The organism is Paenibacillus sp. FSL M8-0334, assembly GCF_038000405.1.
Classification (GTDB): Bacteria; Bacillota; Bacilli; order Paenibacillales; family Paenibacillaceae; genus Paenibacillus_AQ; species Paenibacillus_AQ campinasensis.
Genome location: NZ_JBBOCH010000002.1, coordinates 1755588 through 1781680, shown reverse-complemented (window position 1 = coordinate 1781680; position 26093 = coordinate 1755588). Strand labels below are relative to the sequence as shown.

15 protein-coding genes are annotated in these 26093 nt (G+C 49.9%); 2 read left to right on the top strand and 13 right to left on the bottom strand.

Annotation, left to right across the window (positions count from 1 at the left end; genetic code table 11):
- The 6 genes from MKX64_RS22145 to MKX64_RS22120 all read right to left on the bottom strand — a co-directional run bounded on the left by MKX64_RS22145 (window position 1) and on the right by MKX64_RS22120 (window position 8694).
- A complete protein-coding gene (locus MKX64_RS22145; protein ID WP_196426426.1) occupies window positions 1-1221 on the bottom strand; it encodes a Ger(x)C family spore germination protein in 1221 nt (406 codons plus the stop codon).
- A gap of 41 nt (window positions 1222-1262) precedes the next feature.
- Entirely contained in the window at window positions 1263-2798 is a 1536-nt protein-coding gene (locus MKX64_RS22140) for a spore germination protein (RefSeq protein ID WP_155618165.1), read from the bottom strand.
- 263 nt (window positions 2799-3061) lie between these two features.
- Window positions 3062-4201, bottom strand: a complete 1140-nt coding sequence (locus MKX64_RS22135; RefSeq protein ID WP_155618166.1) for a toxic anion resistance protein — start codon at window positions 4199-4201, stop codon at window positions 3062-3064.
- A gap of 35 nt (window positions 4202-4236) precedes the next feature.
- Window positions 4237-5922 carry a vWA domain-containing protein gene (locus tag MKX64_RS22130; RefSeq protein WP_341037432.1) on the bottom strand — a complete coding sequence of 562 codons (1686 nt, stop codon included), beginning with the start codon at window positions 5920-5922 and terminating at the stop codon, window positions 4237-4239.
- Window positions 5923-5935: 13 nt separating this feature from the next.
- Entirely contained in the window at window positions 5936-6520 is a 585-nt protein-coding gene (locus MKX64_RS22125; RefSeq protein WP_341037430.1) for a hypothetical protein, read from the bottom strand.
- 1271 nt (window positions 6521-7791) lie between these two features.
- Window positions 7792-8694 (bottom strand): IS1595 family transposase, encoded by a 903-nt coding sequence (locus MKX64_RS22120; RefSeq protein WP_341037428.1) that lies wholly within the window; start codon window positions 8692-8694, stop codon window positions 7792-7794.
- A 521-nt stretch (window positions 8695-9215) separates the two neighbouring features.
- On the opposite strand from MKX64_RS22120, the gene MKX64_RS22115 reads away from it, so the two are divergent.
- Window positions 9216-11534 carry a helix-turn-helix domain-containing protein gene (locus MKX64_RS22115; RefSeq protein ID WP_155618169.1) on the top strand — a complete coding sequence of 773 codons (2319 nt, stop codon included), beginning with the start codon at window positions 9216-9218 and terminating at the stop codon, window positions 11532-11534.
- Between the two features lie 187 nt (window positions 11535-11721).
- Here the strand turns inward: MKX64_RS22115 and MKX64_RS22110 are convergent, their stop codons facing one another.
- The 5 genes from MKX64_RS22110 to MKX64_RS22090 form a co-directional block, all read right to left on the bottom strand.
- Entirely contained in the window at window positions 11722-12738 is a 1017-nt protein-coding gene (locus MKX64_RS22110) for a glycoside hydrolase family 130 protein (protein WP_341037427.1), read from the bottom strand.
- Window positions 12739-12842: 104 nt separating this feature from the next.
- A complete protein-coding gene (locus MKX64_RS22105; RefSeq protein ID WP_341037426.1) occupies window positions 12843-15164 on the bottom strand; it encodes a glycoside hydrolase family 3 N-terminal domain-containing protein in 2322 nt (773 codons plus the stop codon).
- An 88-nt stretch (window positions 15165-15252) separates the two neighbouring features.
- Window positions 15253-16869, bottom strand: a complete 1617-nt coding sequence (locus MKX64_RS22100) for an extracellular solute-binding protein (RefSeq protein ID WP_341037425.1) — start codon at window positions 16867-16869, stop codon at window positions 15253-15255.
- Between the two features lie 51 nt (window positions 16870-16920).
- Window positions 16921-17832, bottom strand: a complete 912-nt coding sequence (locus tag MKX64_RS22095; protein ID WP_095266095.1) for a carbohydrate ABC transporter permease — start codon at window positions 17830-17832, stop codon at window positions 16921-16923.
- 16 nt (window positions 17833-17848) lie between these two features.
- Window positions 17849-18838, bottom strand: coding sequence for an ABC transporter permease (locus MKX64_RS22090; RefSeq protein ID WP_341037423.1), 990 nt, complete (start codon window positions 18836-18838; stop codon window positions 17849-17851).
- A gap of 399 nt (window positions 18839-19237) precedes the next feature.
- On the opposite strand from MKX64_RS22090, the gene MKX64_RS22085 reads away from it, so the two are divergent.
- Complete coding sequence (locus MKX64_RS22085) at window positions 19238-20518, top strand: glycoside hydrolase family 125 protein (RefSeq protein WP_095266093.1); 1281 nt, start codon at window positions 19238-19240, stop codon at window positions 20516-20518.
- 463 nt (window positions 20519-20981) lie between these two features.
- On the opposite strand, the gene MKX64_RS22080 is transcribed toward MKX64_RS22085, so the two are convergent.
- Window positions 20982-22466, bottom strand: coding sequence for an alanine/glycine:cation symporter family protein (locus MKX64_RS22080; RefSeq protein WP_095397203.1), 1485 nt, complete (start codon window positions 22464-22466; stop codon window positions 20982-20984).
- Between the two features lie 380 nt (window positions 22467-22846).
- Complete coding sequence (locus tag MKX64_RS22075) at window positions 22847-25978, bottom strand: hybrid sensor histidine kinase/response regulator (protein WP_341037421.1); 3132 nt, start codon at window positions 25976-25978, stop codon at window positions 22847-22849.
- Between the last annotated feature and the right edge of the window lie 115 nt (window positions 25979-26093).

Sequence of the window (26093 nt, the reverse complement as noted above, 5' to 3'; positions counted from 1 at the left end):
CTAGTTTTCGTCCGGTTCAAAAGCTTTCTGAGACATCCCCGTCTGACTGATGGAAGCCGTTACCTGCAGCACAAGCCTCGTGGACGGTATTCCTTCTGTTTCCCAGCGTTCCTTCATTTGACTCCATTCCTCCGGATATTTGCGATGAATATAATCGGCAAAGTGAGGCAGGTCGACATGCAATCTTTTGCAGGCTTCCCAGCCTTGCAGCATATGTTGTTTAATCACCTCTTGAATTTCTTTCTCTGCAGCATGGAGGTTGGACAAATTGGACAGATCAGTCGGACAGGAAGTCTCCGTGACCCTTCCCTTTACATCAACCGAGACTTTAAACGTATATTCATCGCCTTCCTTCATAAGCTTTACCTTCGTATTGGCCGCATTCGTCTGATAGGATAGCAGCCCCGGTTCGTTTTCACCTGGACAAGGAAAGGATAAGGTGCTGAATTGGACTTTGTCCGTCAGCCACGATATACCAAAGCTCTCATCCTGTGTTAACAATCCGATCCAGCGGTCCTTTTGAAACGCCGCCAATCCTGTTATTCTAAGCTTTGTAGGCGTAGAGGTTTTATTTAATTGATCCATAGATTCCACTTTATTTGATGAGAACTCCTCCACTAATTCAATCTGAGGAACACCTGCTGCATGGGACTCAGAAACAAGACTTCGCGTTAACTCAAACATCTTGATGGAAGGATAGTTGTTGTTGAACTTAGCCGTCTGCCTGGAAATGTTGGCAATCGCTGAGCCCGGCAATCGTTCCGGTGGAATAAGCTGCTTTAACATTTCACTCGCCAGTCCATTCGTTACCAACACATTGACATTCTCCCGCAAGTTCGGATTTCTCCAGTAGAAGTCGATAATGTCCCTTATTCCTTTACTGGCTGCCTCCTTGCCAAGGATAAGCACATCGGCATGGGGAAAAAACAATCGTCTAGGCGTCTCTGTATAACTTACATCAATCGCTTCCCGAAGGGTTGGGCCTTCTGATGAAAACACATGCACCGGAGCGCCTGCCCCCCCTGACATCCCCCCACCAGCTGCGTTGGATGATATCGTTGAATGATTGATTAACTGATAGCTGACGATCCAGCCATTTTCGCCCCGGTCAATCCCGAGCGCTGAAATAAGTCCAATTTCATTCAGTTCTGTTCGATTCCAGCAGCCTGTCAGGATGACCATCAGGAGAAGGAAGAGATACAGCACAGCCAGTCTACGCATATAGACCACCCCTTTTTTCATATAGGCAGCTTTTCTAACCTTTACTTCTGTCTTGCCTGATTGTGCGGTTTGATATCATCCGGTCTTGTCTTCAGAAACGGCCAAGGTACACGAATAAACACGTCTCTCATATCCGAGAAGCGCAGCGGAACGAAGGGTGAAAGATAAGGGACGCCGAACGAAGTCAAGGAAACCAAGTGAACATAGATTGGAATGATGCCCGCCAAAATGCCGTATAACCCGAGCGTTCCAGCAAACAGCATCAACACAAAACGAATGATGCGGATCGCTGCCGCCATGCTGAATGCCGGGATTGCAAAGTTCGCAATCGCTGTAAAAGATACCACAATAACCATCGCGCCTGAGACAAGTCCCGCCTGCACGGCTGCCTGCCCGATGACCAATGCGCCCACAATGGAGATTGCGGGCCCAATGACCCTCGGCATTCGGACGCCGGCTTCGCGGATAATTTCGAAGGTCAGCTCCATCATGATCGCTTCAACCAGCGCAGGCATCGGAGCGCCTTCCCTTTGTGCCGCGAGGCTGATTAATAACGTGGTCGGAATCATCTCCTGATGAAAGGTTGAAATGGCGATATAGAGTGACGGTAACAGCAGAGATACAATGAAAGAGAACAGCCGGATAACACGTAAAAAAGTAGTGAGGTCATATCGTTGATAATAGTCCTCACTCGATTGGAGAAATCTGAAAAAAGTGACCGGAGCGAGCAACACAAACGGAGTGCCGTCCACGAGAATGGCAACTTGCCCTTCCAGCAAGCTGCCTGCTACAGCATCGGGTCGTTCGGTGTTGAGCAACGTAGGAAATGGAGAGCCCGTTTTATCTTGAATAAACTCCTCGATATAGCCGCTTTCTAGTACACTATCTGTTGTAATCGATTGCAGCCGGGAGGTGATCTCCTGGACAATTTTCTGATCCGCGATTCCTTCAATATAGGTCAATATCACTTTCGTATTGGTATACTTGCCGATAACCAGTGTTTGTACCCGTAAGTCAGGTGTTCGAAGTCTTCTTCGGACGAGTGACAGATTCGTGGAAATATCTTCAGTGAACCCGTCCTTTGGTCCCCGAATGACGGTTTGTGAGCTTGGCTCCTCGATAGATCGCTTTTCTAAACTTGTTATGGAAGCTGAGAACGAACTTGTTAAACCGTCAATTAATAGGACGGCTTTCCCATCCAATACGGTTGAAATCACAGCATCGACGGTATGTAATTGCTTGAGTTCGCCTCCTGGCACCACCTTTTTCATCAGAGCTGGAATATCGGGCAATCCGTCGGCTTCCATGGATACAGTCAGCCATGACTCGCTAATCTGATTCAGCTGATTAACATCAATAAACCCTTCGATATAACATACAGCCAATTCCGGCAAAACATCGTTTCCCGATATGGTTCTGATTACAAAATCCGAACTGTTCCCCATTCTCTGACTTAGTGCCTCTACACACTCCTGAAGTGATGCACTTATCTCAACCGGCATATTGTCCTTCGCCTGCACTGTGCTGCTGCTTGAATTGCTATGCTTCCTCATTTTTTTCAGTAGTCGGCTCATCATGACAGTCCCTCCATATGCTTACACCGTATTATGAGAAGTTGTCCTCTAAATTATTCCTTTTAAAGCACATATTCTCTGTGCCCGAAATAGCCGGAATTACAAAAGTAAGCTATCGGAGTCGGCAATACACAACAAAAAAACCTGATGAAATTCGCGAGCGCATCGGCTCGGCACTTTTCATCAGGTTATACTATCAGGTTATACAATACGCAACTTCATGATCAGTCTGCGTAAAGCTTAATCGGGTTATCCCCAACTAAATGTTAGCCTGCGATCTTCTTTCCTTTTTCAAGACGAATAATTTGTTCTTCGCCGCTGTCCGCCAGGTTTCTGAACTGCTCAATTGTCTCGCGCATCTTCGGCAATGCTTGCTGCTTGAAGGTGCTGATTGCTTCCATGGCCTCGAACGTATCATCAAAGGCCTTTTTCAGCACGTCGACCGACACGCTGCTCTCAATCGCTTGTTTCTGAATGGCAACCCCTTGCGACTTCAGCATCTTCGCCGTGCCTTCAATGAAAGTGTTCGTCGTTTTGTTCAGTGCTTCAATTTTATCCAGCACAATCTTCTGATTGTACAGCGCACTGGCCACCGTTACTGCCACGCGCAGTGCGGATACCGTAACCGTCTTGGCCCGATCGACACCGCGAATCAATTCCTTGTTGTTGCGGATTAACACTTCAAACGCCAGATATCCCTGTTGATTGACTGCCAGCATTTGCTGCATATCCATTAGACGCTGGCGGAGCGGGAACAGAATCTCTTCTCTTACAAAACGAATTTTCTCAGCATCCCCGCCGCGTTCTTCCTCCAGCGTTAATTCCCGCTCAATATGCTCATCCATGAACATGCCTAGCTGAATTTCTTTCTGCAGCTGCTTGGTCAGATCACGCAGGAATTGTTGTTCAATCTCCAGCGTCGTATTATCGTTTCTCAGCGTTGCCTTGCCTTTATCCAGCGTTTCAACAATCTCGGAGATCACTTCATCGGCTTTCTTGAACTTCACAAAGTAAGCACGAACCGGATTGAAGAGCTTGCCCAGGAAACCGGTCTTGAGAAAATCGATGCCGCTCGGGTCCAGATCCTTCAGATGGAGATGAAGCTCGGTGAGTCCTTTCGCAACCGGCCCGCCTTCATCACCGCTCTTCGACAGCTTGCCGACCGTTACTTTGAGCAGGGAGTTTTTATCCGATGATTGGCGCATCGTCTCCATCCCGAAAGCGTCAATGCTCGTTAGAATGCCGCGGCGCTGTTCAAGCGAATCCAGGTCAATGTTCATCAAGGACTTTACGTTTGTCTCAGCCTGCGTCATCAGCTGCTGTACTTCTTCATTAACCGGAGCGACCTGTTCTTCCAGAACCGTCTTGATCTCATTCTCATTAGGAACACTCATTGTAAATGCCATAATTACGCCTCCCTTAGCTTTTGGTTTGACATGCGTTACATTTGCACGTTCAGCAACTGTCCAATTTTATAAACAACATCATCGGTGTCCGCATTGATGTTGGCAGCTTCATTAATGCTTGAAATTTTCTGAAGCGCATCAATATTCGCATTGTAGCCGATCGTATAGATTGGAATGCGATAGGCCTCAATCAACCCTTGCACCTGCTTGAGGGAGTTGCCCCGATTTGTCTCGCCGTCACTCAGTACAAATATGAGCGGTTTCGTATTGGGATTCACAGCCATTTCCTCTTCCAGCATCTTGATCGCGACGACAATGCCGTCGAACGTCGCCGTATTCCCTTCCGGAGTCAGGCTTTCAGCCGCACCGACGAAGAGTGACTGCTGGTTCGTATCGTATTTGGCGATCGGAAGGTTGATTGTAACATCATCCGAATAAGACACCAGACCGATGCTGTTCTGGGCGCCCAAATATTTCTGGCCCTGAATCAGCGATTCTTTCAGGCGTGTCATAGGCTCGCCGTGCATACTGCCCGACACATCGGTCACGAACACCGCCGCGATTGGCATGCCCGCATTTTTCTTGTCTTTCCACAGCTTCTGCGCTCTCGTAATGACGCCGCCATCCACTGCGTTCGCTTCTGACTTGTAATCTGCCAGTTGGTTAAAACCGTATTTACTTGCGCTGTTTTGATACTTGTCTTGCGCTGCGAATTCGGCGAATTTCTTCATAATCTCTTTCTTGTCGGCGGATACATCGCCAAGGGCGTACAACGGACTGTCATGTCTGACACCAAACGGAACGAACTCATAAGCCGAACGAATGCCCGCTTCATTGAAATAGGTTTGATACTCAAGAACAAAAGCGTTCAAACGTCCGGATTCAGCAGCTTCCCTCATTTGCAGCGTCGTCGACGCGATGAAAGGCACATTCGCCTGGAATTGCTCGAACCCTTCCACAGCTTGATTGCTCAGCAGATTATCACTGTCAAATACGCTAAGCGCCGTAATCAGGAAATTCAGTCCTGTCGAACTTGCAAATGGATCGGTATAGCCCATGGCCAGTTCATTCGCTGAAATAGCTTCCAGCACAGTGTTTATGTTAATTTCTCCGTATTTGCTTTTCAGCTCATCGTGTTTGCCCTTCTCGATGACGATGCCGGGCACGTTGCCGTTCAGGCTTTCGGAGATGCGTTCGGTCTTGATGCCGCCTGCTTTAATCATCTCCATCCACAGTTCATTGGAAGGTGTAAAGGCATCCGGTACATATTTACCGGACTTGATGTAATCCGTCGCCGTTCCGGACGCGATGCTGCGAATCATGACCGATGCAGGCTTTCCATTCACGGATATATTTGCTTTGTTGAAATCAGTCGCCACCTCATTCAACCACCCGTCCACGCCTGAGCCGGATTTCTCTGTTGAAGAGAAGATCTCCACAAATTGCGGAGTGCTGTTCCTAACCGAAACCGGGAACTTCTCGATGTCTGGCAGCGATTCGGCTACATCTACCGGATTTAGATCAATCTGCCCCATGACAGGCTGGGCCGTTCTAACGTTAATTTTACTGTACAGCTTATCCAGCCGTTTGGCTGCTTCCTCAGGTGTGAGGGGCTGACCGCTTCCGAGATTGGAGGTTGCGCTAATCCCGAAATAGACAGCGATGAATACGACAACAACAATGGCGGCAAGTCCGCCGACTACTCTCCCCTTACCAGACATTTCATGACCCCTCTCAGTCTTTATACAGTTTCGTTTGCTTAATGAGCGCATCGATTTCTTTCATGCACGACATATTCTCGATGCTTTCCAAATCAAGGCTCCCCAGACGTGCAATCTCGAGCAGAAGCTTGTCGAGCTTCAACAAGATCTCCTCATTGGTGTTGAGCGAGTCGTTGACAAACTGAAGATACTCGTTGTACACCTGCATCTTTTCCTCGATAATTTTGGCGGACAGTTTTTTATTCTTTTTCAGATCGGCAATAGCGGCAAAATCCGATACGCTGAATACGCCAAGTTTGTTGAGTATGCTTTTGATATTTTTGTAGAACAGATCCTCCACTGCGTGTACCACAGAATAGAACTTTTTGTAGCTCAATTCGGAGGCATCGAATCTCTGCTCCAGCACCTCAAGCAGCTTCATTTTGCGGTTCTTCATCCGCTCCAGCTGGTTTAAAGCCAGATCCACATCATTTCTCAGAACCTGGATCGAACCGTAGCTTTTCATGGCATCAACGTAATCTTCGTGGGTCACTACCTCTTTTTTGGTTTTCACAACAGGCTTGGGCTTGAAAAGGTATGTATAACTTCCATAGATCAACGCTATGAAACTCCCTGCCAGAAATGCGGCCCCGAAAGCAACAACTAATGGACTTTCCGACGAGAAGGACACCCCGAGGAACCCTCTGGACCACACCAGGATGTTTGCTACAATTACCACCGCGATCAGAAGAATAAAATTTTTGAACTTCGGCTCAACCAACACTCATCACCATCTTCACCCATCGTTTCAACCACGCTTTCATGTTCAGTTTTGTTAGCAAATTATAACATGACTATCCATAATTTTCTTTGCATTTTACTCGAAAAATGGGATTAAATGCCTGCTTTTGCTCAAAAAGATAGGTTTTGATTGAAACGATGCTCATGATCCACACTGGCATGTCATCTGTCACTGGTCACCGATCATGTCATGTCACGTACCATAGTCACTTTTTACAGAGATTTCTACCGCCACCTCCCGACTAGCCTATTTGCAACGGTTCACTGCTTTTTCCATTGTTATGAAATTTTACGTAGGATCATTCATTTGGTTCCAGTGTTTTGGCCGCTCAAGCGACGCAGGTAACTTGGTGTGGTTATCTCCCTTGGCGGCATTAATCTGATTCTGCGTCAGAAAGATGCTGCTGGACAAATCCGAGGCCTAAGCACGCAGGGCTGTCCTGCATTCTTATCCATCGGAAAACCATCTAAGGTAGTAAAACGTAAAGCTACACAACAAAAGCCGATACATTGTTCACAATCCGCCCTCAAGCGCTCTTGAATCCTCATTTTATTTACCTCCGAGCAACAAAAAAGCAGCCGCAATCAATTCGATTGGCTGCCTTGAACTGTATTCTGACAAACCCGTACCTTAATTTTACCATTAAAAGATGGAGATGTGTGATCACAATATGACTAAACGTAAATAATTATGACAATGCCAACATCGCATTCATGTCTTCCTCAGCCGATGTAATCAGCTTAAGACCGAACTTCTCGACCAGGAAGACTGAGCATTTTTTGGAGGGGGGAGATTCACATTCGTCTCGCAGTTGCTTTGCATCATTATCCCTTTGGATCAGGTAACACAGAAACAGAAATACGAGCATCAGGGGAAGCTTTTACGAGATCTTAGAACAAGAAATCGATGCACGAGTAATCAAAGCACAACAGATCAGCGACGCAATCCAAATCAGATCAAAAGATAGGGAATTTGCAGCACTCCCCCTTCCATCTCCAGCAAAGCCTGCACTCGCACTATTCAGATGCACGCTCACCATCCAGGTGATCCGTATCATCTCTATGACTCTTACCGTTCCCACACTCATATCAGGCAACAGCTGCAAGGGGTTGAATCGGACGATGTCCAATCAGTTGGTGGTACGAAATCCTAGGAATCACCATACACTTCTGCAGCAATATCTGCCCCATCGTTTTCTCCAGTTTGGACAAGTGCAGCTGTCGACGGGCCGTGAACTCATTCAAATACGCCTGCAGATGTTTCTGCCCCAGCGCGCCATAAGTGCTTTTTAGTGATTTCCATGTCTCTCTCACTATGTTCCGCAAAGGCGCATACAACCGAAAAGCTTGAGAGAACAGCTCCACGTCTGATGAATGGCTATCCACGTGCTCGCTAATGAACGCGGTTAGATCGCGACGCGCAGCTCTTGTATCGCTTCCTCGCTTCTGCGGCACTAAGCGGAATCTAACCTGCTGCGGTTCACCGGACTCTGTGACCGTGCAGCCAGCTACGACCGCTGAGGCATGCGGGTGCGAAACCGTGACTCGGGAGGGATTACGCCCATACTGATCGCTGTTCACCTTAACGTCACCATAAAGCAGCTCCCGGGCATCGAACTCCCCAACAGCATAGCGAATCTTGTGCAGCATTAACCACGCTGTCTTGTAAGTGACCTCGATCACTTGACAAAGCCGCATTGCGGAGATGCCGTCCGGGAGCAGAAACAAATCCAGAGCCATGAACCACTTGAGTAAGGGCACCCGAGTACCTTCAAAAATCGTGCCCACCAAAGCCGATGTCTGATGTTTGCAGCGTCCACACTCGAACAAGGGAACACGCCGGGAGTTCAGACGGCTGCACCCGGTGTGATCACAGCGCGGGCAGACAAACCCGCTTGGCCACTTCATGGCAATCAACGCCTCCATGCAGTCTTGCTCGCTCTGATAACGGCTATAGAATGGTTGAAGTCCCGTCCCGGTATGGATGGTCATATCCGATTCCCCCAAAAATTATAAATTTTCGCACATTATTCCTTTATAAACATATCGAATTCTAGAAAAATCAGGAACATACGTTCTTCTTTTGTTTCTATTATACCAAACGAATGTTCTTGTTTCAATTCATATTTGTAGAAAAAACCAATTTATTAGTTGTTTTATTCGAAGCAAGCTTGTTCTCTCTCGTTCCCCTTCCCTCTTAACAATCACAGTCAGCGACTCTTCAATACGCCTATCCTTCGTCACCAACCTCACCCCTGATCGAGAGGGATAATGGTGCAAAGGTAACAGATGGCAATAAGTACAGCAGACAGGATCGGTGAACGCTGTTAATTTACTACAATGAGATTCACTCGGTTTTGGTAGAGGCGGCACAATAAAAATTCTCAGTTTCTTCCCTAGATTTTCACCAAATCCAATCATTATAATGATATAATCTTTGGAACAGCAAATGTTGGTTGTTGACATTTGATGAACACAAGACAAGAAAGAATGGCAATGGGGGGTTCATCCAAATGACAATTCAGAAGCTCAAATCATTCATCCTATCCGGTTTCCGAATGAACTGGAATCACTTCAAGTCGAAACTGCTCCTAAGGTACGCGCTCTCTTATATTTTGATTTTCCTGATTCCTCTGACGGGGGTAACGATTTTTGTTTATGATAGCGCTGTCAAAGACTTGCGTTCCGAAATCGAACAATCCAACATCAACCAATTAAATCAGGTCAAGACCACGATTGACTCCCGTATGGAAGAGCTTCAGGAGATAGCTGGCAGAATCGCATATGATCGGCGGCTAACCCCTTATATGGTCCGCGATTCTTATCACAGAGTTGAAGCGATTCAAACATTAAACAATTACAAGGCCAATAGCAGCATTATCGAGGACATTTTTCTGTACTTTCATGACGATCCGGTCATTTACTCCCATCGCGGTCTGACGAATGTTGACATTGCGTTCGATTCTTTCTATCGATACGAGAACTGGAGATTGAATGATATCGTGCTTGCGCTGAATAACACGAATCAGATGCTCATACGACCAGCGGAAAAAGTGACGATCAACAACTCGCTCCACGAGACGATGCTGACGGTTATTGCACCGATTAAACCGAATGATCCATATCCTTATGGTAGCGTCATATATCTTGTGAAAGAATCCAACCTTACCGGTGTGATGGACTCCATCCTTAGCGATTTTACTGGAAGCAGCTTTATTTTCAATCAAAATAGTGAAGTGCTGACCGCCAACAACCACGGCGTCACTCTGTCTCAAGAGCATCTCGGAACACTTGCTGCGCTTGATGCCGGCATTCACAACCTCTCCTTGGACCATGAAATGTACTCGGTTGTATCGGTGAAATCCCGTGATAATGGTTGGACTTACATGACCATTATGCCAAGCTACCAGTTCTTCAGCCGTGTCGCGCACGTTCAGACTCTGATACTGCTGGTGTTCGGAATCGCTGTCGTGACTGGTGTGCTTGCGGCCTTTGTACTGGCTAGACGACAATATCATCCAATCAAGGATCTGATGGAGTTCGCCAAGCTGAAGGTTGGCGATGCTTCAGAACCGAAAACGCGCAATGAATGGGAATGGATTCGTCAGACCATTCACGACTATAGCGCCCGCATTGATATGCAGGAGCCTTTTGTGCGAAACCAGTGCATGCTATTACTGCTCAAGCACGGCAAGCCGGATGATCCTGAAATCGAGCGTATGATTACGGGGGCTGGACTGGAATATCCGAAAGAACAGGGCATTTATTTCTCTGTCATTCTGTCGTGGGAAGATGATGAAGCCGGGGAAGCGCTGGATGACCGCCAGCAACTGCAGGAGATTCTAGGCCATGTTGAACTGCCCGGGCTGAGTGTACATATTTATGGGGTGGAATTTTCCACAGACAATCAATTGGCGCTGATCATTTCGATTCCGGACCCTGGTGAATCCTCGCTTAAATTCCGGATAGAGCAAATCATTCGTGCGATTCAGGCTCTCATCTCTGAAAACACCCGACTTGACCCAAGCATCGGGGTAGGGACAGCCTACCAGGATCTCGCGCAGCTCAACCAATCATTCATTGAAGCGGCTACAGCGCTGGAGCATCGGATGGTCGGCAGCAGCCGAATTACTTATTTCGACCAGTTGGCAGAGCAGAATTATCCGGTCGCCGAAGGATTATGGCTTCCCAGAAAGTCGTTGCTCAAATTGGAGCAGAGCCTTAAACAGGGCAATGAATCGGTGGCTGTACAGATGATCACCGAGATGATGGACACGATCCGGAGCGAACCGTTGCAGATTCAACTGATGCGCTGTATCTGCTTTGATCTCTTGAACGCCCTGCTTCGAACCGCCTCCGAGATCGGCATGAACAAGGTGTTCAACCATATCTCGGATTATACCTCGTTTGAGACGCTCGAGGAATTCGAGGACAAGCTGTTGTCATTGACAGCGGATATTTGTCAGACGGTTGAGCGGAATCATGAGCAAGCCGCCCCGGCGCTGATTGAGGATATTGTGGATTATGTAGATCAGCAGTTTGCCGATTATACGCTTAGCCTGGAGCATGTTGCTTTAAAATTTTCCGTTTCGACTTCTTACTTGAGCCGCAGTTTTAAAGATAAGACCGGGATCAGCTTCTCGCAGTATATCTGGAAACGCCGCATGGAAGAAGTGATTCGCCTGCTTGTAACTACGAGCGCTCCGCTCAAGGAAATTATCGAACAGGTCGGTTACTTGGATGCACCAAATTTCATCCGGAAATTCAAGAAAGAAACTGGGTTGACGCCCGGTCAGTACCGCAAACAGCATCAGCATCGCTCAAACAGCTAGCGTATAGTCCGCATATGGGCTCTATAGGGTACGTATAGGGTCTATAGGATACACATATGGCCAACCCGGCCGCAGTCATGCAGCCGAAGCACCGTGCAGCTCCCAGGCGCGCAGTGCAAATATGTAAAGACAGGGCCCTTGGAGACGCATTCTCCAAAGGGCCCTGCTTATTTCTGATGTACCTCGCTTATTGTGGTTCGTTCAAAATATAGTCCACGAGCTCATCAAGCGGCACTGTGGCCAGCGCGATGGCCGTGTCCGTTACACCGTAATAGATGTAGAGCAGTCCGTCCTTCACCACATTGCCAGTCGGAAATACCACATTCGGAATCTGATAGCCGAATTTCTCGTAATACGTTTCCGGCTCCATAATGAAATTATGCGTCCTCGCAATAACTTTCTCAGGATTGTCCAGGTCCAGCAGCATCGCCCCCACGCGGTAGACAATCTGGTCATCGACCCCGTGGTATAGAACGAGCCAGCCTTTGTCTGTGCGTACAGGAGGCGTTGCTCCGCCGATTTTTCTCGATTCCCATACCGGGTTTTCCGCCTTGGCCAGAAGCTTTGGCTCTTCCCAGTGAATAAGATCCTCCGAATACGTGATCCACATCGCTGCACTGTCGGTACCATAGGCTTCCCCTACGTATTCCTCCGGACGGCGCAGCAGCACATATTTTCCATTGATCTTCTCAGGGAATAAAATATTGTCACGATCATTAATATCCAGCGGTGTCGTATCGGCAACAAATTCCCAGTCGATCAGGTTATCCGATTTCAGAATGGAGGAACGAGTGAGCCAGTGCCCCTCCTCTTCTCCCCATCCGTCCGGATATTTCGGAATTGAGCGCTCCGGTATGCCTGCTCCGGTTGGATAATAGCTCATGGCGCACGGCCTGAGAGCGTAATTCATATAAAAGGTGCCGTCGATTTTTACAATTCTCGGGTCCTGGACGCTACCGTATGGAAATCCAAGCATGTCCGGCGTTACGATCGGCTCTTCCTTTACATGCGTGAAGTTCACGCCGTCTTCACTTTCAAGCAGTCCGAGAAAGTTTTTGCAAGGTGTCAGCGAGCCAGCGGTTCGTTCAATCATGTAGAACTTCCCGTTGTCGATAATGACGGCCGGATTGAAGACCGTAACTTTGCGCCACTCGTACTTGCCGGGGACCACAATCGGGTTGTTGGGGTGTCTTGTTATTTTCATAGACGATGTATGCCTCCACATTACGTATTCATCTGGTACGAATAAGCCCAATGCTTAAAGCTTAAATATGAGAGATAATCTAGGAGGAGCGTGGCAGGAAAACGCTATGCTCGCTCGCCTTTTTCCCAGGATGTAGTTACTTTCAGTGTTGCTGACATATACGATTCGGAATGAGGACCGACCAGAAGACTGAAATCGCCCTCCTCGACGATGCGTGTCAAATCTGCAGATACGAATTCGAGCTGCTCCCTGCCCACGCTGAAGGACACCTTCTTCGTCTCCCCTGGCTGTAAGCTGATCTTGTGAAATCCCTTCAATGACTTCTCGGGCCGGGTTAGCGAGGCTGCCATATCCGTGATGTACAGCTGGACAACCTCCGCACCTGCGGCATCACTGATATTGGTTACATCAACCGTAACCACGGCTTCTTCATCGGCCGAGATCACGGCAGGTTCCACCTGAAGATTGCTGTACTCGAATTCACTGTAACTCAGTCCATAGCCGAACGGATATTGAGCGTTGAAGTCCGTCTCCAGGTATCGCTTGCCCCGTGTGCGGCGCTTGTAATAGTACACCGGAAGCTGACCAACATGCTTTGGTATGCTGATGGTAAGCCTCCCGGAAGGGTTCACATCGCCGAACAACATGTCGGCAACCGCATGTCCGCCCTCCTGTCCCGGGTACCATGCCTCCACAATTGCATCTGCATGCTCCACGATCCACGGTTCGGCAATCGGCCGGCCGTTGATATAAACGACGATCAGCGGTTTGCCCAGCTTGTGCACCTCCTGGACGAGTTCCAGCTGAACACCAAGCAGATTCAACGTCGAGCGGTCTATGCCTTCTCCACATTCCATGTCGTTCCACGGGTCATCAGTGACGAGAGATGCCCCTGTCTTCAGATCAATGGTTCCTTCGCCAAAATCCCGCGCGCTGGAGCCGCCGATGACCATGACCACGGCGTCCGCTTTGGCTGCGCACTCCAGGGCGAGCGGGAAGCCTTCCCGCGAATCGCCTTTTATCCGGCAGCCCGGTGCGTACAGGACGCGCTCGGCCTCGCCTCCAAGCTTAGCGCGAATGCCTTCCAGCACCGTGACGATGGCTCCTTTAGGCTGCGGTGAGGTATAATCGCCAAGCTGATTGTAAGGAGCATCGGCATTCGGCCCAATGACCGCGATACTGCCGATCTCTTTGCTCAGCGGAAGCGTACGCGCATCATTTTTAAGCAGAATGATGCTCTCATCCGCCACCTTCTTCGCCAACTCCCGGTGTTCGCTGCATCCGATCACCTGGCGAGCCCGGTCCGGATCGACAAACGGACGATCAAATAATCCTAGCGTGAACTTCATCTCCAGCACCCGTGCCGCTGCACGGTCCAGATCGGATTCGCGAATCAGCCCGCGGTCAATTGCGGAGAGGAGATGCTGCTCGAACATTTCTCCAGACATCTCCATGTCAATGCCCGCAATCAGCGCTTGTGCGACCGCTTTGTCTGCACGATCGGCTGTGTTATGACCGGATACCAGCATGCCGAGCGCACCGCAGTCCGTAATGACAAATCCGTCAAATCCCCACTGGTCGCGCAGCACGTCCTGCAGTAAATATCGGTTGGTGGTGCAAGGCACACCGTCAATTTCATTGTAAGCGGTCATGACAGAGCGGGCTCCCGCCTCGACCGCTTTGCGGAATGGGAGCAGGTCCACCTCATGCAGCTCGCGCGGCCCCATGTGTACGGCGGCGGAGTTTCGTCCGCCTTCTGAACTGCCGTAAGCGGCAAAATGCTTCACCGTCGCCAGAATAGCGTCATCCCTGTCCAGCCCATGTCCTTGAAGCCCTCTAATCGCCTGAACGCCCATCTCGGCCACGAGATAAGGATCTTCAGCGAAGCACTCCTCCGTCCTGCCCCACCGGGGGTCCCGGACCACATCCAGGACCGGTGAGCACGTTGCGGCTCCTCCTTGACTGCGAGTTTCCAATGCTACCGCCCGGCACATTTCATGATATAGTTCCGGGTTCCAGGTGCTCCCGATGGCAAGAGGAACCGGGAACACAGTTGAGCCGATCGCCATATGTCCATGCGAGCATTCTTCACCGAATAGGATCGGTATGCCAAGCCTGCTCTCCTGTATGGCATAAGCCTGCATCTGATTAATTAGCTTCGCCCCTTCTTCCGGAGACAAGCCTGTCTCCAGAGTTACCCCGGTCCAGGGATCAGCACGAAGCGTACCGTACAGAGAGCCTATCCCTCCTTGGGCGACCCTTGTCTTAAATGCCTCCGTCATCTCGACGCTGCCATCCGCCTTACGCTCATAGCACGTCCAGCCGAATGGCTGGATAAGCTGTCCGGCTTTCTCTGCCAGCGTCATGCGCCCCAGCAAGTCGCGAACACGCTCTGCTGTAGGCAAGGTTTGATCTCTGTATTTCATGTAGAAGCACCTTTCTATTGTCTGTTGAACGTTTGCATGAACCAAAGGGAATAAGTCAGGTTCAACTTGTATAGAACCTCATTTAAATTTAGTTCGACTTCCAGCGGTCATAAGCACCTTGGTAAATTTCAACCACCCGATCGGCACCCATCTTCTTCATCGTGCTGATATAGTTATCCCAACTGGAGAGCGGCTCTGCTCCGGTAACGAATTTCGCTTCCATCTGTTTCACATAGGTGCTCAGATCCGAATTCAGGCTGTTGATCTCCGTCTGCTCTTCGACGGTAAGGAACAACGCTGGGAACGGTGGTCTGGCTCCACGATTAAGCAGGTTCTCGTGCGTCTCTTGCTCTACCCACAGGTCAAAGTCAGTTTTCAACCCTTTATTGATATCATCCGTATTGACGGTTGGAGCCGGGATGCCGTAGTTTGGCGTTAACGTTGCACGGTAATCTTCCATCTCCATGCCGTCTGGAACTGGCAGATAGCGTTTGACACGGTTCGCTTCATCTGTGTACTCCCACAGCATGCCCTCCGGCCCTTTATTGAAGAAGAGTGCGCCTTCATAGGAATACAGATAGTCCACCCAACGCATCGATGCCTCTGGTGCAGGGTTAGTGACCGAGATGGCAAAAGCGCCTGTTGTAATGCCTCTGTTCTTGGCAATGGCCGGTTTATCTACCATATCACTCTTCACCGGAATGAACATCGGGTCTTTGGTCGAAGGCTCTCCGCCTTTCGTCATGTAGGCATGCCAGTCGGAGAACAGAGCAACTTGATTGTTCTGTGCTTTGGCTTTTTTCTGCTCGGCGGTCTGGGAGAAGCTTTCATGATCAAGCAGATCCTCTTCCCACAGACGGTTCATATACACAAGATATTCTCTGAACCCTTCTTCAATCGGGGTATAACGTACAACATCCTCATCATCAACGTAGATTTCGTCCTCATAAACACCGAATGCTCCGAGCAGCCAGGTGCGGATATCCCGAACATTAGTCGTCGCTGTAGATACCGAAGAAATCGGAATTTCATCGGCAACGCCATTGCCGTTCGGATCCTCTTCTTTCACGCGTTTCAGGAACGTATACAGCTCCTCGGTGGTCTCAGGCAACTTGTCGATGTTCAGCGCTTCTAGGAAGTCGCCGTTGTACCACAGCGGGTTACGGTACCAATGCTGGCTCAACTCAATGACAGGCAAAGAGTAAATATGGCCGTCCGGTGCTGTAATCGATTTGCGGATTTCCGGATTCTCGTCCATGAGCGCCTTGAAGTTTGGTGCGTATTCTTCAATCAGGTCCTCCAGTGGAACGAGAATTCCCTGCTCGCCATAGTTCATCTGCTCGGCAGGCGTCAAACCTGCAGCATAGAACACATCCGGGTAATCGCCGCTGGCAAATACGAGATTCTTCTTCGTATCAAAACTGTCCTTCGGCGCATTTTGATATCGGAAGGTGATGCCTGTCTTTTCAGCCATCTGTTGCAGAACGACCATCTCCTGCCAGTTCTGAACGCCGACATCCGGCGCCATCATCGTGAGTGTAATCGGTTCATTGACAATCGGAAAGCCTTCCTTATTTACAGCTGCAGCCTCCTTTGAATTCTTCTCGGCCGAGTCCGTACTGCCGCCCGAACTGCATCCGGCGAGCAGCGACAGGACAGTCAGTCCCGTTACGACCAGCTTCCACGGTTTACTAGTAATCTTCATCGATGAATCCTCCCTTTCGATAATTAAGCTCCAATTATATGAATGCTCTCCCTAGCCTTTTACAGAGCCGATCATGACCCCTTGGACAAAATAGCGCTGCAAAAACGGGTAGAGAGCAACAATTGGCAAAGTAGACACAACAATGACACCATATTTGATCAGTGATGCTGTCTCGGCCTTTGAATTCATCGCACGAGCGGCATCTCCGCTGAGCGCGGCACCGGTCGTTTCCGCTGTCATCTCCTGAAGAACGAGAATCTGCCGCAGCACCATCTGGAGAGGATACTTGGCTTCATCATTGAGATAAATCAGAGCCGGAAAATAACTGTTCCAATGGCTGACCCCATAAAACAAGGCCATGACAGCAATAATCGGCGCAGACAGCGGCAGAACGATCCGGATGAACAGCTTGAGGTTAGTACAGCCGTCCATATAGGCCGCCTCCTGAAGCTCTTTCGGAATCGTTGTCTGAAAGAAGGTGCGGGCAACGATGATGTTCCACACCGAGGCAGCGACAGGAAGAATAAGTGCGCCCATCGAGTTGATCAGCCCCAAATCCCTGACCACAAGATACGTTGGCACGAGCCCGCCGCTAAAGAACATGGTAAACAGAATAAATCCGAGGAACGCTTGGCGGCCGACCAGATCCGATCTGCTGAGCGCATAAGCTGCGGGCAGCGTCACCGTCAGATTCAGCAGCGTGCCGATTCCGGTATAAATGATGGTGTTCAGATATCCGTTCCAGATCTTCGGGTTGGCGAAGACCAGCTGATATCCAGCCCAGGTGATCTCTTTAGGAAACAGCCACATTTCCCCTGTATTCACCTGCTGCGGGCTGCTGATGGACGCACTGAGAATATAAATAAGCGGATACAGGACCACAATCAGCGCAACGATCAAATAGAGATAGACACTGACAAGAAAGAGCTTGTCTCCCTTCGATTCCTTAATCGAGGTAACCAATGATACTTCCTCCCTTCTACCACAGGCTGTTCTCGCTGGTGCGTCTGGCAATTCGGTTGACGGTGACCAGCAGAATGACATTGATGACGGAGTTGAACAGGCCTACGGCTGTCGAGAAGCTATACTGTGCGTCGACCAGACCGGCTCTGTATACATAAGTCGAAATGACATCCGATGACTCCATATTAAGCGAGTTTTGCAGCAACAGTATTTTCTCAAAGCCAATGGTCAGAATGTTGCCCATGTTCAAGATTAACAAAATAGTGATTGTCGGAAGGATGGCCGGCAGGTTGATGTGCAAAAGTCGCTTGAACCGACTGGCTCCATCCACAATTGCAGCCTCATGCTGCTGAGGATCGACTCCCGAGAGCGCCGCCAAGTAAATGATGGTGCCCCAGCCCGTGCTCTGCCATACGCCAGACAGTACATAGACCGTCTTGAACCAGGCCGGATCCGATAAGAAGTTCGGCGCATCGATACCGAACCATTCCATAAATTTGATCAGAATACCCGTGGATGGCGACAGGAAAGCAATAATCATCCCGGCCATAACGACAACGGATATAAAATGAGGCGCATACGTAACGGTCTGGACAGTTTTTTTGAAGGGACCATTGCGGATTTCGTTAAAAGCAAGCGCCAGAATAATCGGGAGCGGAAACCCGATGATCAACTCGTAGAAACTGAGGCTGAACGTATTCCAGAGCAGATCCCAGAAGTAATAAGAATTGAAGAAACGCTCAAAGTGGGCGAAGCCCACCCATGGACTGTCCATGATTCCTCTGCTGGGGATAAAATTTTTGAAGGCAATCTGAATGCCGTACATCGGCCCGTAGTGGAAGATAAGAAAGTACAGCAAGCATGGCGCCAAGAATAAATAGAGCTCCCAGTTCACCCAGATTCTTTTTCCGAGTGACGTCTGATTCTTATCTTTATTGGATGGTTTGTTTCCACGACGGATTAAACCGCTTCCAGAGATTGCAGCTAGTAGTCTTTCCCCCTTCATGCTCCCCCTCCTTTCGTAATGATCTATTGATGTCAGGTTATCTGGTCACTCACGAACCTCCACGTCAGGGTGACTCACAGGTAACGCTTACAAGTCAAAGTCTAGTGAATACATGCTGACATCGTAAATGTGTAAGTTGTGCATTGTCACCTCACCGTGCGCGGTGATGCGCTGTTATCCTGCTTTTTTGCATCGAAACTTCCAGTACCGTTCCCCCGTGTCATTGTCCGGAATGTGTGAGTTATGAACCCTGTAAAGAGATGCATAAGCTACATATTGTGCTCCATGAAGGATTGTGCGAACATGTCGTACGAACATCCAAGAAGTCGAACCAATCAAACAAGTCTGCACTCACGCTTGTGCAACGTGTGAAGCTACCATTTCAGGAGGAGATCGCTAATGAATCTGCCAGCATCCATCACCCAGCATTTGAACGAAGCCGATAAACGGCTGGAGCATCACCCCAAGCTGCAACAACTGTACAGAAACTGCTTTCCGAACACACTGGAGACCACCACGAAGCTGCTTGATGACGGTACGACCTTTGTCTTCACGGGAGATATTCCGGCAATGTGGCTCCGCGATTCCACAGAGCAGGTCCGGCACTACATTCCATTTGCCAAAGACGACCCGGAGCTGCGCCGCATACTGCGCGGATTGATCGCCAGACAGATGTTCTATGTCAATATCGATCCTTACACGAATGCATTCAATGAAACAGCAAACGACAGACATTACATGGCCACCGATGATTGCAATCTGAGTCCGTGGATGTGGGAGCGGAAGTATGAGCTCGACTCCCTCTGCTTTGTCGTGCTGCTCGCCTATATGTATTGGAAGGAAACGGAGGATGCGAGCATTTTCGATGATGCTTGCTACCAGGCACTGACCTCCATCGTGCATGTTATTCGGACAGAACAGCGGCATGCGGAGCAATCGCCTTATCATTTCATCCGCCAAACCGACAAGGATACGGAAACGCTGCAAAATAACGGCCGCGGCATGCCGGTCAACTATACCGGAATGAGCTGGTCCGGCTTCCGTCCGAGCGACGACAGCTGTGAATTCGGATATAACATCCCTTCCAATATGTTTGCGGTGGTCATCCTGGGGCATATCCAAGACATCATGAGCGAAGTATACCGGGACGAACGGCTCGCTGCTTCTGCCGCCAAACTCCGTAAAGAAATCGACTTCGGCATTCGTACGTACGGTATCGTGGATCATCCGAAGTACGGCAAGATTTACGCCTATGAAACCGATGGCTACGGCAACTACAGTCTGATGGATGACGCGGGAACGCCTGGACTGTTATCCATTCCGTATATCGGCTATACCGATATCAGCGACCCGATCTATCAGAACACCCGCAGATTTGCGCTCAGCTTCGATAATCCGTTCTACTTCGAAGGCCAATATGCCAAAGGAATCGGCAGTCCGCACACACCCGGCGGTTACGTATGGCATATGGCGCTGTCCATGCAGGCGCTCACAGCTGACAACGACGAAGAGATCAAGATGCTGATCGATATGCTCATCGCAACCGATGCAGACACTGGCTATATGCACGAAGGATTCCACCCTGACGACCCGAAAGATTTTTCTCGCGAATGGTTCGCCTGGTCCAACAGCCTCTTTGCATCGTTGATCAAAATGGCGATGGACAAGGGGCTTGTCTAAACCCCCAATCGCACACGTTTTCTTGGAGAAAATCTGGCCCCTTTTTGAAAGCAAACAAGCTCAAGCACAGGCATGTAAAGCCTTAGGCTTGAGCTTGTTGTATGCTTTATTCGTAATCGCTGTGCTGTCTATTAAGTATACACGATTCTGCTGCTATGATCATAGACTCGGGCAAATCCATATTTACCTTCAGGACCCATTGCACCATTATCCCTTTCGCTCAGGCAGCACTCCCCCCGCTCCCTCCCTGAATGAAGGGGATAATCGTGCAAAGCTGAATTTAGGTCACCCGAACGTTAGATGATTTCAGTCTGCCAATGTTGTGAAACGGCTAAAACGCAGCGATCCGTGTCCATAAATAAATATCACCTGCTACACCACAACAGAAAAAGCCGCTTAAACCAAGCGGCTTTCATCACAAGCAAATTCATACGGCACATCATAGGCCCTAGAGCATGCTTCTCTACAGATTCAGTGTATTGCTGTTCTTCGGCGGTGTCTGAGCCGCAGCTTCTGGCACGTACTCCTTCTCCCAGAAGTCGGCATTAGCAATGCCCACCTTCACAGGATCGAATACCGGGTCCTTGCCCTCTTTCTTCTGCCGTTCATAATCGCGCAAAATCTTGAGCGCCGGTCGGGTGAGCAGCAGGATCGCGATAATGTTCAGCCAAGCCATGCTGCCTACCCCGATATCGCCAAGGCCCCAAGCCAGATCGGCAGTTCGGATACAGCCGAAGAAGGTTACGCCCAGGACGGCAAATTTCAGCACATACTCCATCCAGATTCGTCTGGTCTTCTGATTGATATAAGCCAGATTCGTTTCAGCCATATAATAATAGGCCATGATCGTAGTGAAAGCGAAGAAGAACAAAGCGATCGCAATGAACGGTGCCCCGAATCCAGGGAAGATCGTCTCAATGGCTTTAATGGTAAAGTCCGGCCCGGATTCCACACCGGGAAGATTGGTAACGATCGGATCCATTCCGTTAGGCGCTACGTTGTACATGCCTGTTATGAGAATCATAAAGGCGGTTGCAGAACACACGAACAACGTATCGATATAAATCGAGAACGACTGTACAAGCCCTTGCTTGGCCGGATGTGACACCTCGCTCGCAGCAGCCGCATGCGGGGCCGTACCCTGTCCTGCTTCGTTAGAATAAACTCCCCGTTTGACACCCCAGCTAATCGCTGCCCCCAATATTCCTCCAAACGCAGCATCCGCGCCAAATGCACTGGAGAAAATAAGGCTCATAATAGCTGGAACTTCGGACAAGTTGGCAATGACAATAATGAGCGCCATAATTATGTAAGCAATGGCCATGAACGGCACGATCACTTGGGCAACATTAGCAATCCGCTTCACGCCTCCGAAAATAATAATCCCAAGAACCAATACAAGCAGCGAGCCAATGACGGCTGGGTGAATGCTAAAAGCGGAATTCATACTCGAAGCGATGGTATTGGCCTGAACTCCCGGAAGCAGCATACCCGTTGCAATGACAGTTACGATCGCAAACAGGATGGCGTACCACTTCATATTCAGCCCTTTTTCAATATAGTAAGCAGGTCCGCCCCGAAACTGTCCATTCTGCTTTGTCTTGAACACCTGACCAAGCGACGCTTCGACAAAGGCTGAGCCGGCACCGAGAAACGCAATCAGCCACATCCAGAATACGGCTCCCGGCCCGCCGGAGGCGATGGCCGTTGCCACACCGGCGATATTCCCCGTCCCTACTCTCCCTGCAAGCGCCATCGACAAAGCCTGGAATGAGGAGATGCCTGCCTCCGAGCTTTTGCCCTGGAACATCAACTTGACCATCTCTTTAATGTATCGGACTTGCAGGAACCGTGTAGCAAGCGTAAAAAACAAGCCGGCACCAAGACACAGATAAATCAGTGCATTGCTCCAAATCAGATTATTTAACCATTCAACAGCTTTCTCCATATTCTGCCCCCTAAGGTTTAAAATTCAAATTCATTTGGAATCAACTTAGAAGTCATTTGGTATTACACTACTTTGTTTCGTCATGAATCACAGCCTTTGTGCCAATCTCACTCCATCCCCATTACGTGTCATATTCTATTACATATTTCTAAGTCATAGAACATTTTTTATCATTATAATGTTAATATGCTATATTCTGTCAAGGTATATTTCATTCCAGTCCATTTCGTATGTCAGATTATTTTCCATATCTTAATTTCTCTTTTTCATCTTAAGTTCCCCTCTTCCGTAGCCCCAACCGCTCTTCAACGCAAAAAAGCGAGGGATCCCATTCCCCCGCTTTCCTGAAACGCCTCGCCAAATGGCAGGCCCAGCACATGCTACACCATCATTTCAGATCGTTCATGATCATTGGACGTTGAGCCGGATCGACCTTCTTTCGGTACGGTAAAAGAAACAATTGTGCCCAGTCCCACAGCTCCCTTCACCTTCAAGCCCGTCCCGTACAGCTGCTTCAATCTTCGATCGGTATTCGCCAGACCAACGCCTGAAGAACTACCGATTCCATCTTCCGGATTCAGCGCCTTCCGCAGCGTATTGGGATCGATGCCGACTCCGTTATCTTCAACCGAAATCTCCGCCCGGTCCCCGCGATCAATCACCCGTATTCGCACCGTGCCTCCCCGGGAGCGCTGCAGAAGCCCGTGCCTCAGCGCATTCTCAACCAATGGCTGGACGGACAACGGCGGGACGTTCAGCTCCAGATGCTGGTTTACCTCCCACTCGATCTGAATACGGTCGCCAAACCGCTCCTTCTCGATGTACAGGTAGGACTGAACCAGTCCCAGCTCTTTTCGCAGCGGAACGAGCCGGTTCAGATTGGCAAAGTCAAAGCTGGACCGCAAGTAATCTCCGAAGGCGAGCAGCAGCCTCTGCATCCGCTCGGTATCCACCTCGGCAAGTGCAGCTACCGAATTCAGCGTATTGAACAGAAAATGCGGCTGAATCTGAGCCTGGAGCCATGCCGCTTCCAACCGGGTTTGCTCGCGAGCGGCACGGGCTACCGCTGTGAGTGCTTGCACTCTAACCCGCAGCTCCTGAGCGTCCACCGGCTTGACGATGTAATCATTCGCTCCTGCGCGGAACCCCGCCTCAATGTCTTCCGGCCGGTGTCGTGCTGTGAGCAGCAGAATCGGCAGCTCTGAATGTGAGAACAGTGTGCGAACGGACCGGGTAACTTCATAGCCGGACATTTCCGGCATCATCACATCCGTGATGATCAAATCCCACGTCTCATTGAGGAGAGACAGCGCCTTGGCACCGCTTGTCGCGGTCACGATTTCATAGGCATCTGGTGCGAGCGCACTGCGCAGCACATACAGATTGACAGGGTCATCGTCAACCGCCAGTATGCGCGGCCTTTCCGGCGCCTCTGCTCCGGCTGTCTCAGGCGTTCCCTCCGTCTGAACCTGGCTAAGCAGATCTCCCTCATCCATTCGGACTGCCGACACCGGAGTATCGGCTCCTGGGGCTTCTGCGACTTCTGCCTCCGTAGGCGCTACAGGCAAGGTAAAGCTGAACACCGAGCCCGCGTTCGGAGTGGAAGTCGCGGTCAGCTCGCCGCCATGAAGCTCAACCAGCTGCTTGCTGATCGTCAGACCGAGCCCGAAGCCAGAGGCGCTTCTTCCATGCTCCTCAGCCTGTTCATAAGGCTCGAAAATCCGGCTCAGCGTCTCTTCGTCCATGCCGACCCCGGTATCTGTTACACGAACAACGACATTGCTGCCCTGCACTTCTGCTTCGATCGCGACGACACCTTCACGCGTGAACTTCACCGCATTGTGCAGAAGGTTAAACATAATCTGAAGCAGCCGGTTCTCGTCCGCCAGCACCGGGGGCAACGATTCCGGTATCCGGTTCTCAAACCGAATAGGCTTGCCCTCCGTCAGGAAACGAACCATGTCCAGCACGCCTGCTGCCTCTGCTTGAAGAAGAACCGGGGCCGGTTCAATCCGGATTCGATTCTCCCGCAGTCTTGTGAGGTCGATCAGGTCACTGAGCAGAATATTCATCCGTTTGCCAACCGACACAAGCAGCTTGAGCCGGAAATGATTCTTCCGGTCCTCGGCTCTTCCGCCGCTGTCCATGACGGTCTGCGCCATATTCATAATGGCATGCAGCGGATTTCTCAGCTCGTGTGAAGTATGGACGAGGAATTCGTCCTTGAGCTTGTCTGCTCGCTGCAGTTTCTCTGCAAGTCTGGCCATCTCGGAAGCATTGCGGAAATAGCGCTTGAACCAGAACAGCGCGAAGGATATGAACACGGCCAACATATCAAAAGGATAGTAGCCTATATCAAGCAGCAGCGAATAATTCAGAATCCCCCAGACCAGATTCGAGACCAGCGCCACCGATCCAAGCAGCAAATAAATCGTATCGGGCAGGCCTCGTCGCACCGCCAAATACAAGATGAACGGCGTGATCACAAACGAGATCACCATGAGGAGCGTATGCAGCACGTCGGCATAGGTGTACAGCTCCACCGGCAGTGCCAATACAAGCACCCCGAAGACAATACATACTATCAGATGCCAGCGCGAGTGGCGCATAATTGGAGATTCTGGCAGCAGTCCTCTTATAAAAGGAAGCACCAGCGCCGCTACTCCCAAATAGGACAAATAGTAGATTTTATGAGACGTTACATAATCGACCCCGAACCACGCGGGCAGCAGACGGTCAATGTCAACTGCAACCGTGGCCGCACCGCTAATCGACAGCAAGGAAAAGATCAGCAGCGGTTTCTCCCGGGCTCCGATAAAATAAAGAACCAGCGCATATATCGCGTGCATCAAGACCAATAGGAACACCGTCGCCTGGGCACCCGCCGAGAACCAGTAAGCCCTGTTCATCGCATCGTTCGTTCCGAGCTTGATCGGCTCTGTCAGTCCTCCCATTACACGGTCGTTGTAGTTCGCGGTTTGCAGAACAATGTCGAGCGTCCCTTCCTGTTCCGGAAGCATGATGGAGTACGGCACATTGCTCGCTGTATAGGAGTCAGAATGCTCCGCCGGCTGACCGGACTGCTCCATCAACTGTCCGTTCACATACAAAGCCGAGGATGCGGAGATCCCCGGCACGCGTATTTTCAATTCAGGCAAGCCTTCGGAAGGCATCACCACACGCAGCCGATACGTCCCATGCCCGAAGACAGATCCTGAAGGCATCTCACGCTGCCAGCTGCCTGGAATTGTAGCGAGGGCTACGCTGTGATCGCCCACTGCAAACGAGCCGTCCGGCGTTGGTGTGATCAGCTGCATCGGATAAAATTCCCATTCTCCGACAAGGGTCAGAATCGGCCTGTCAGCGGGGGCCCAATCCCGCAAATCCAGGACACCGCTTTCTGCATGCACCTGTGTTGAAGTGGTCTGTATATTAATCCAGGTAAGGCGAACCACCGTCAGCATAAGCAAAAACAAGCCAATCAGGGCCGCAATTTTTCTTCTCTTCATCATAAGGCTACTCATTCGACAAAAAGTGGTGTAATTCCTCCTAATGCCTCACAAAAAAAATGGTCATTGCCGCTGAAAACAGGATGATTGATCCACAAACGGCAGCATGCGAGTGTAA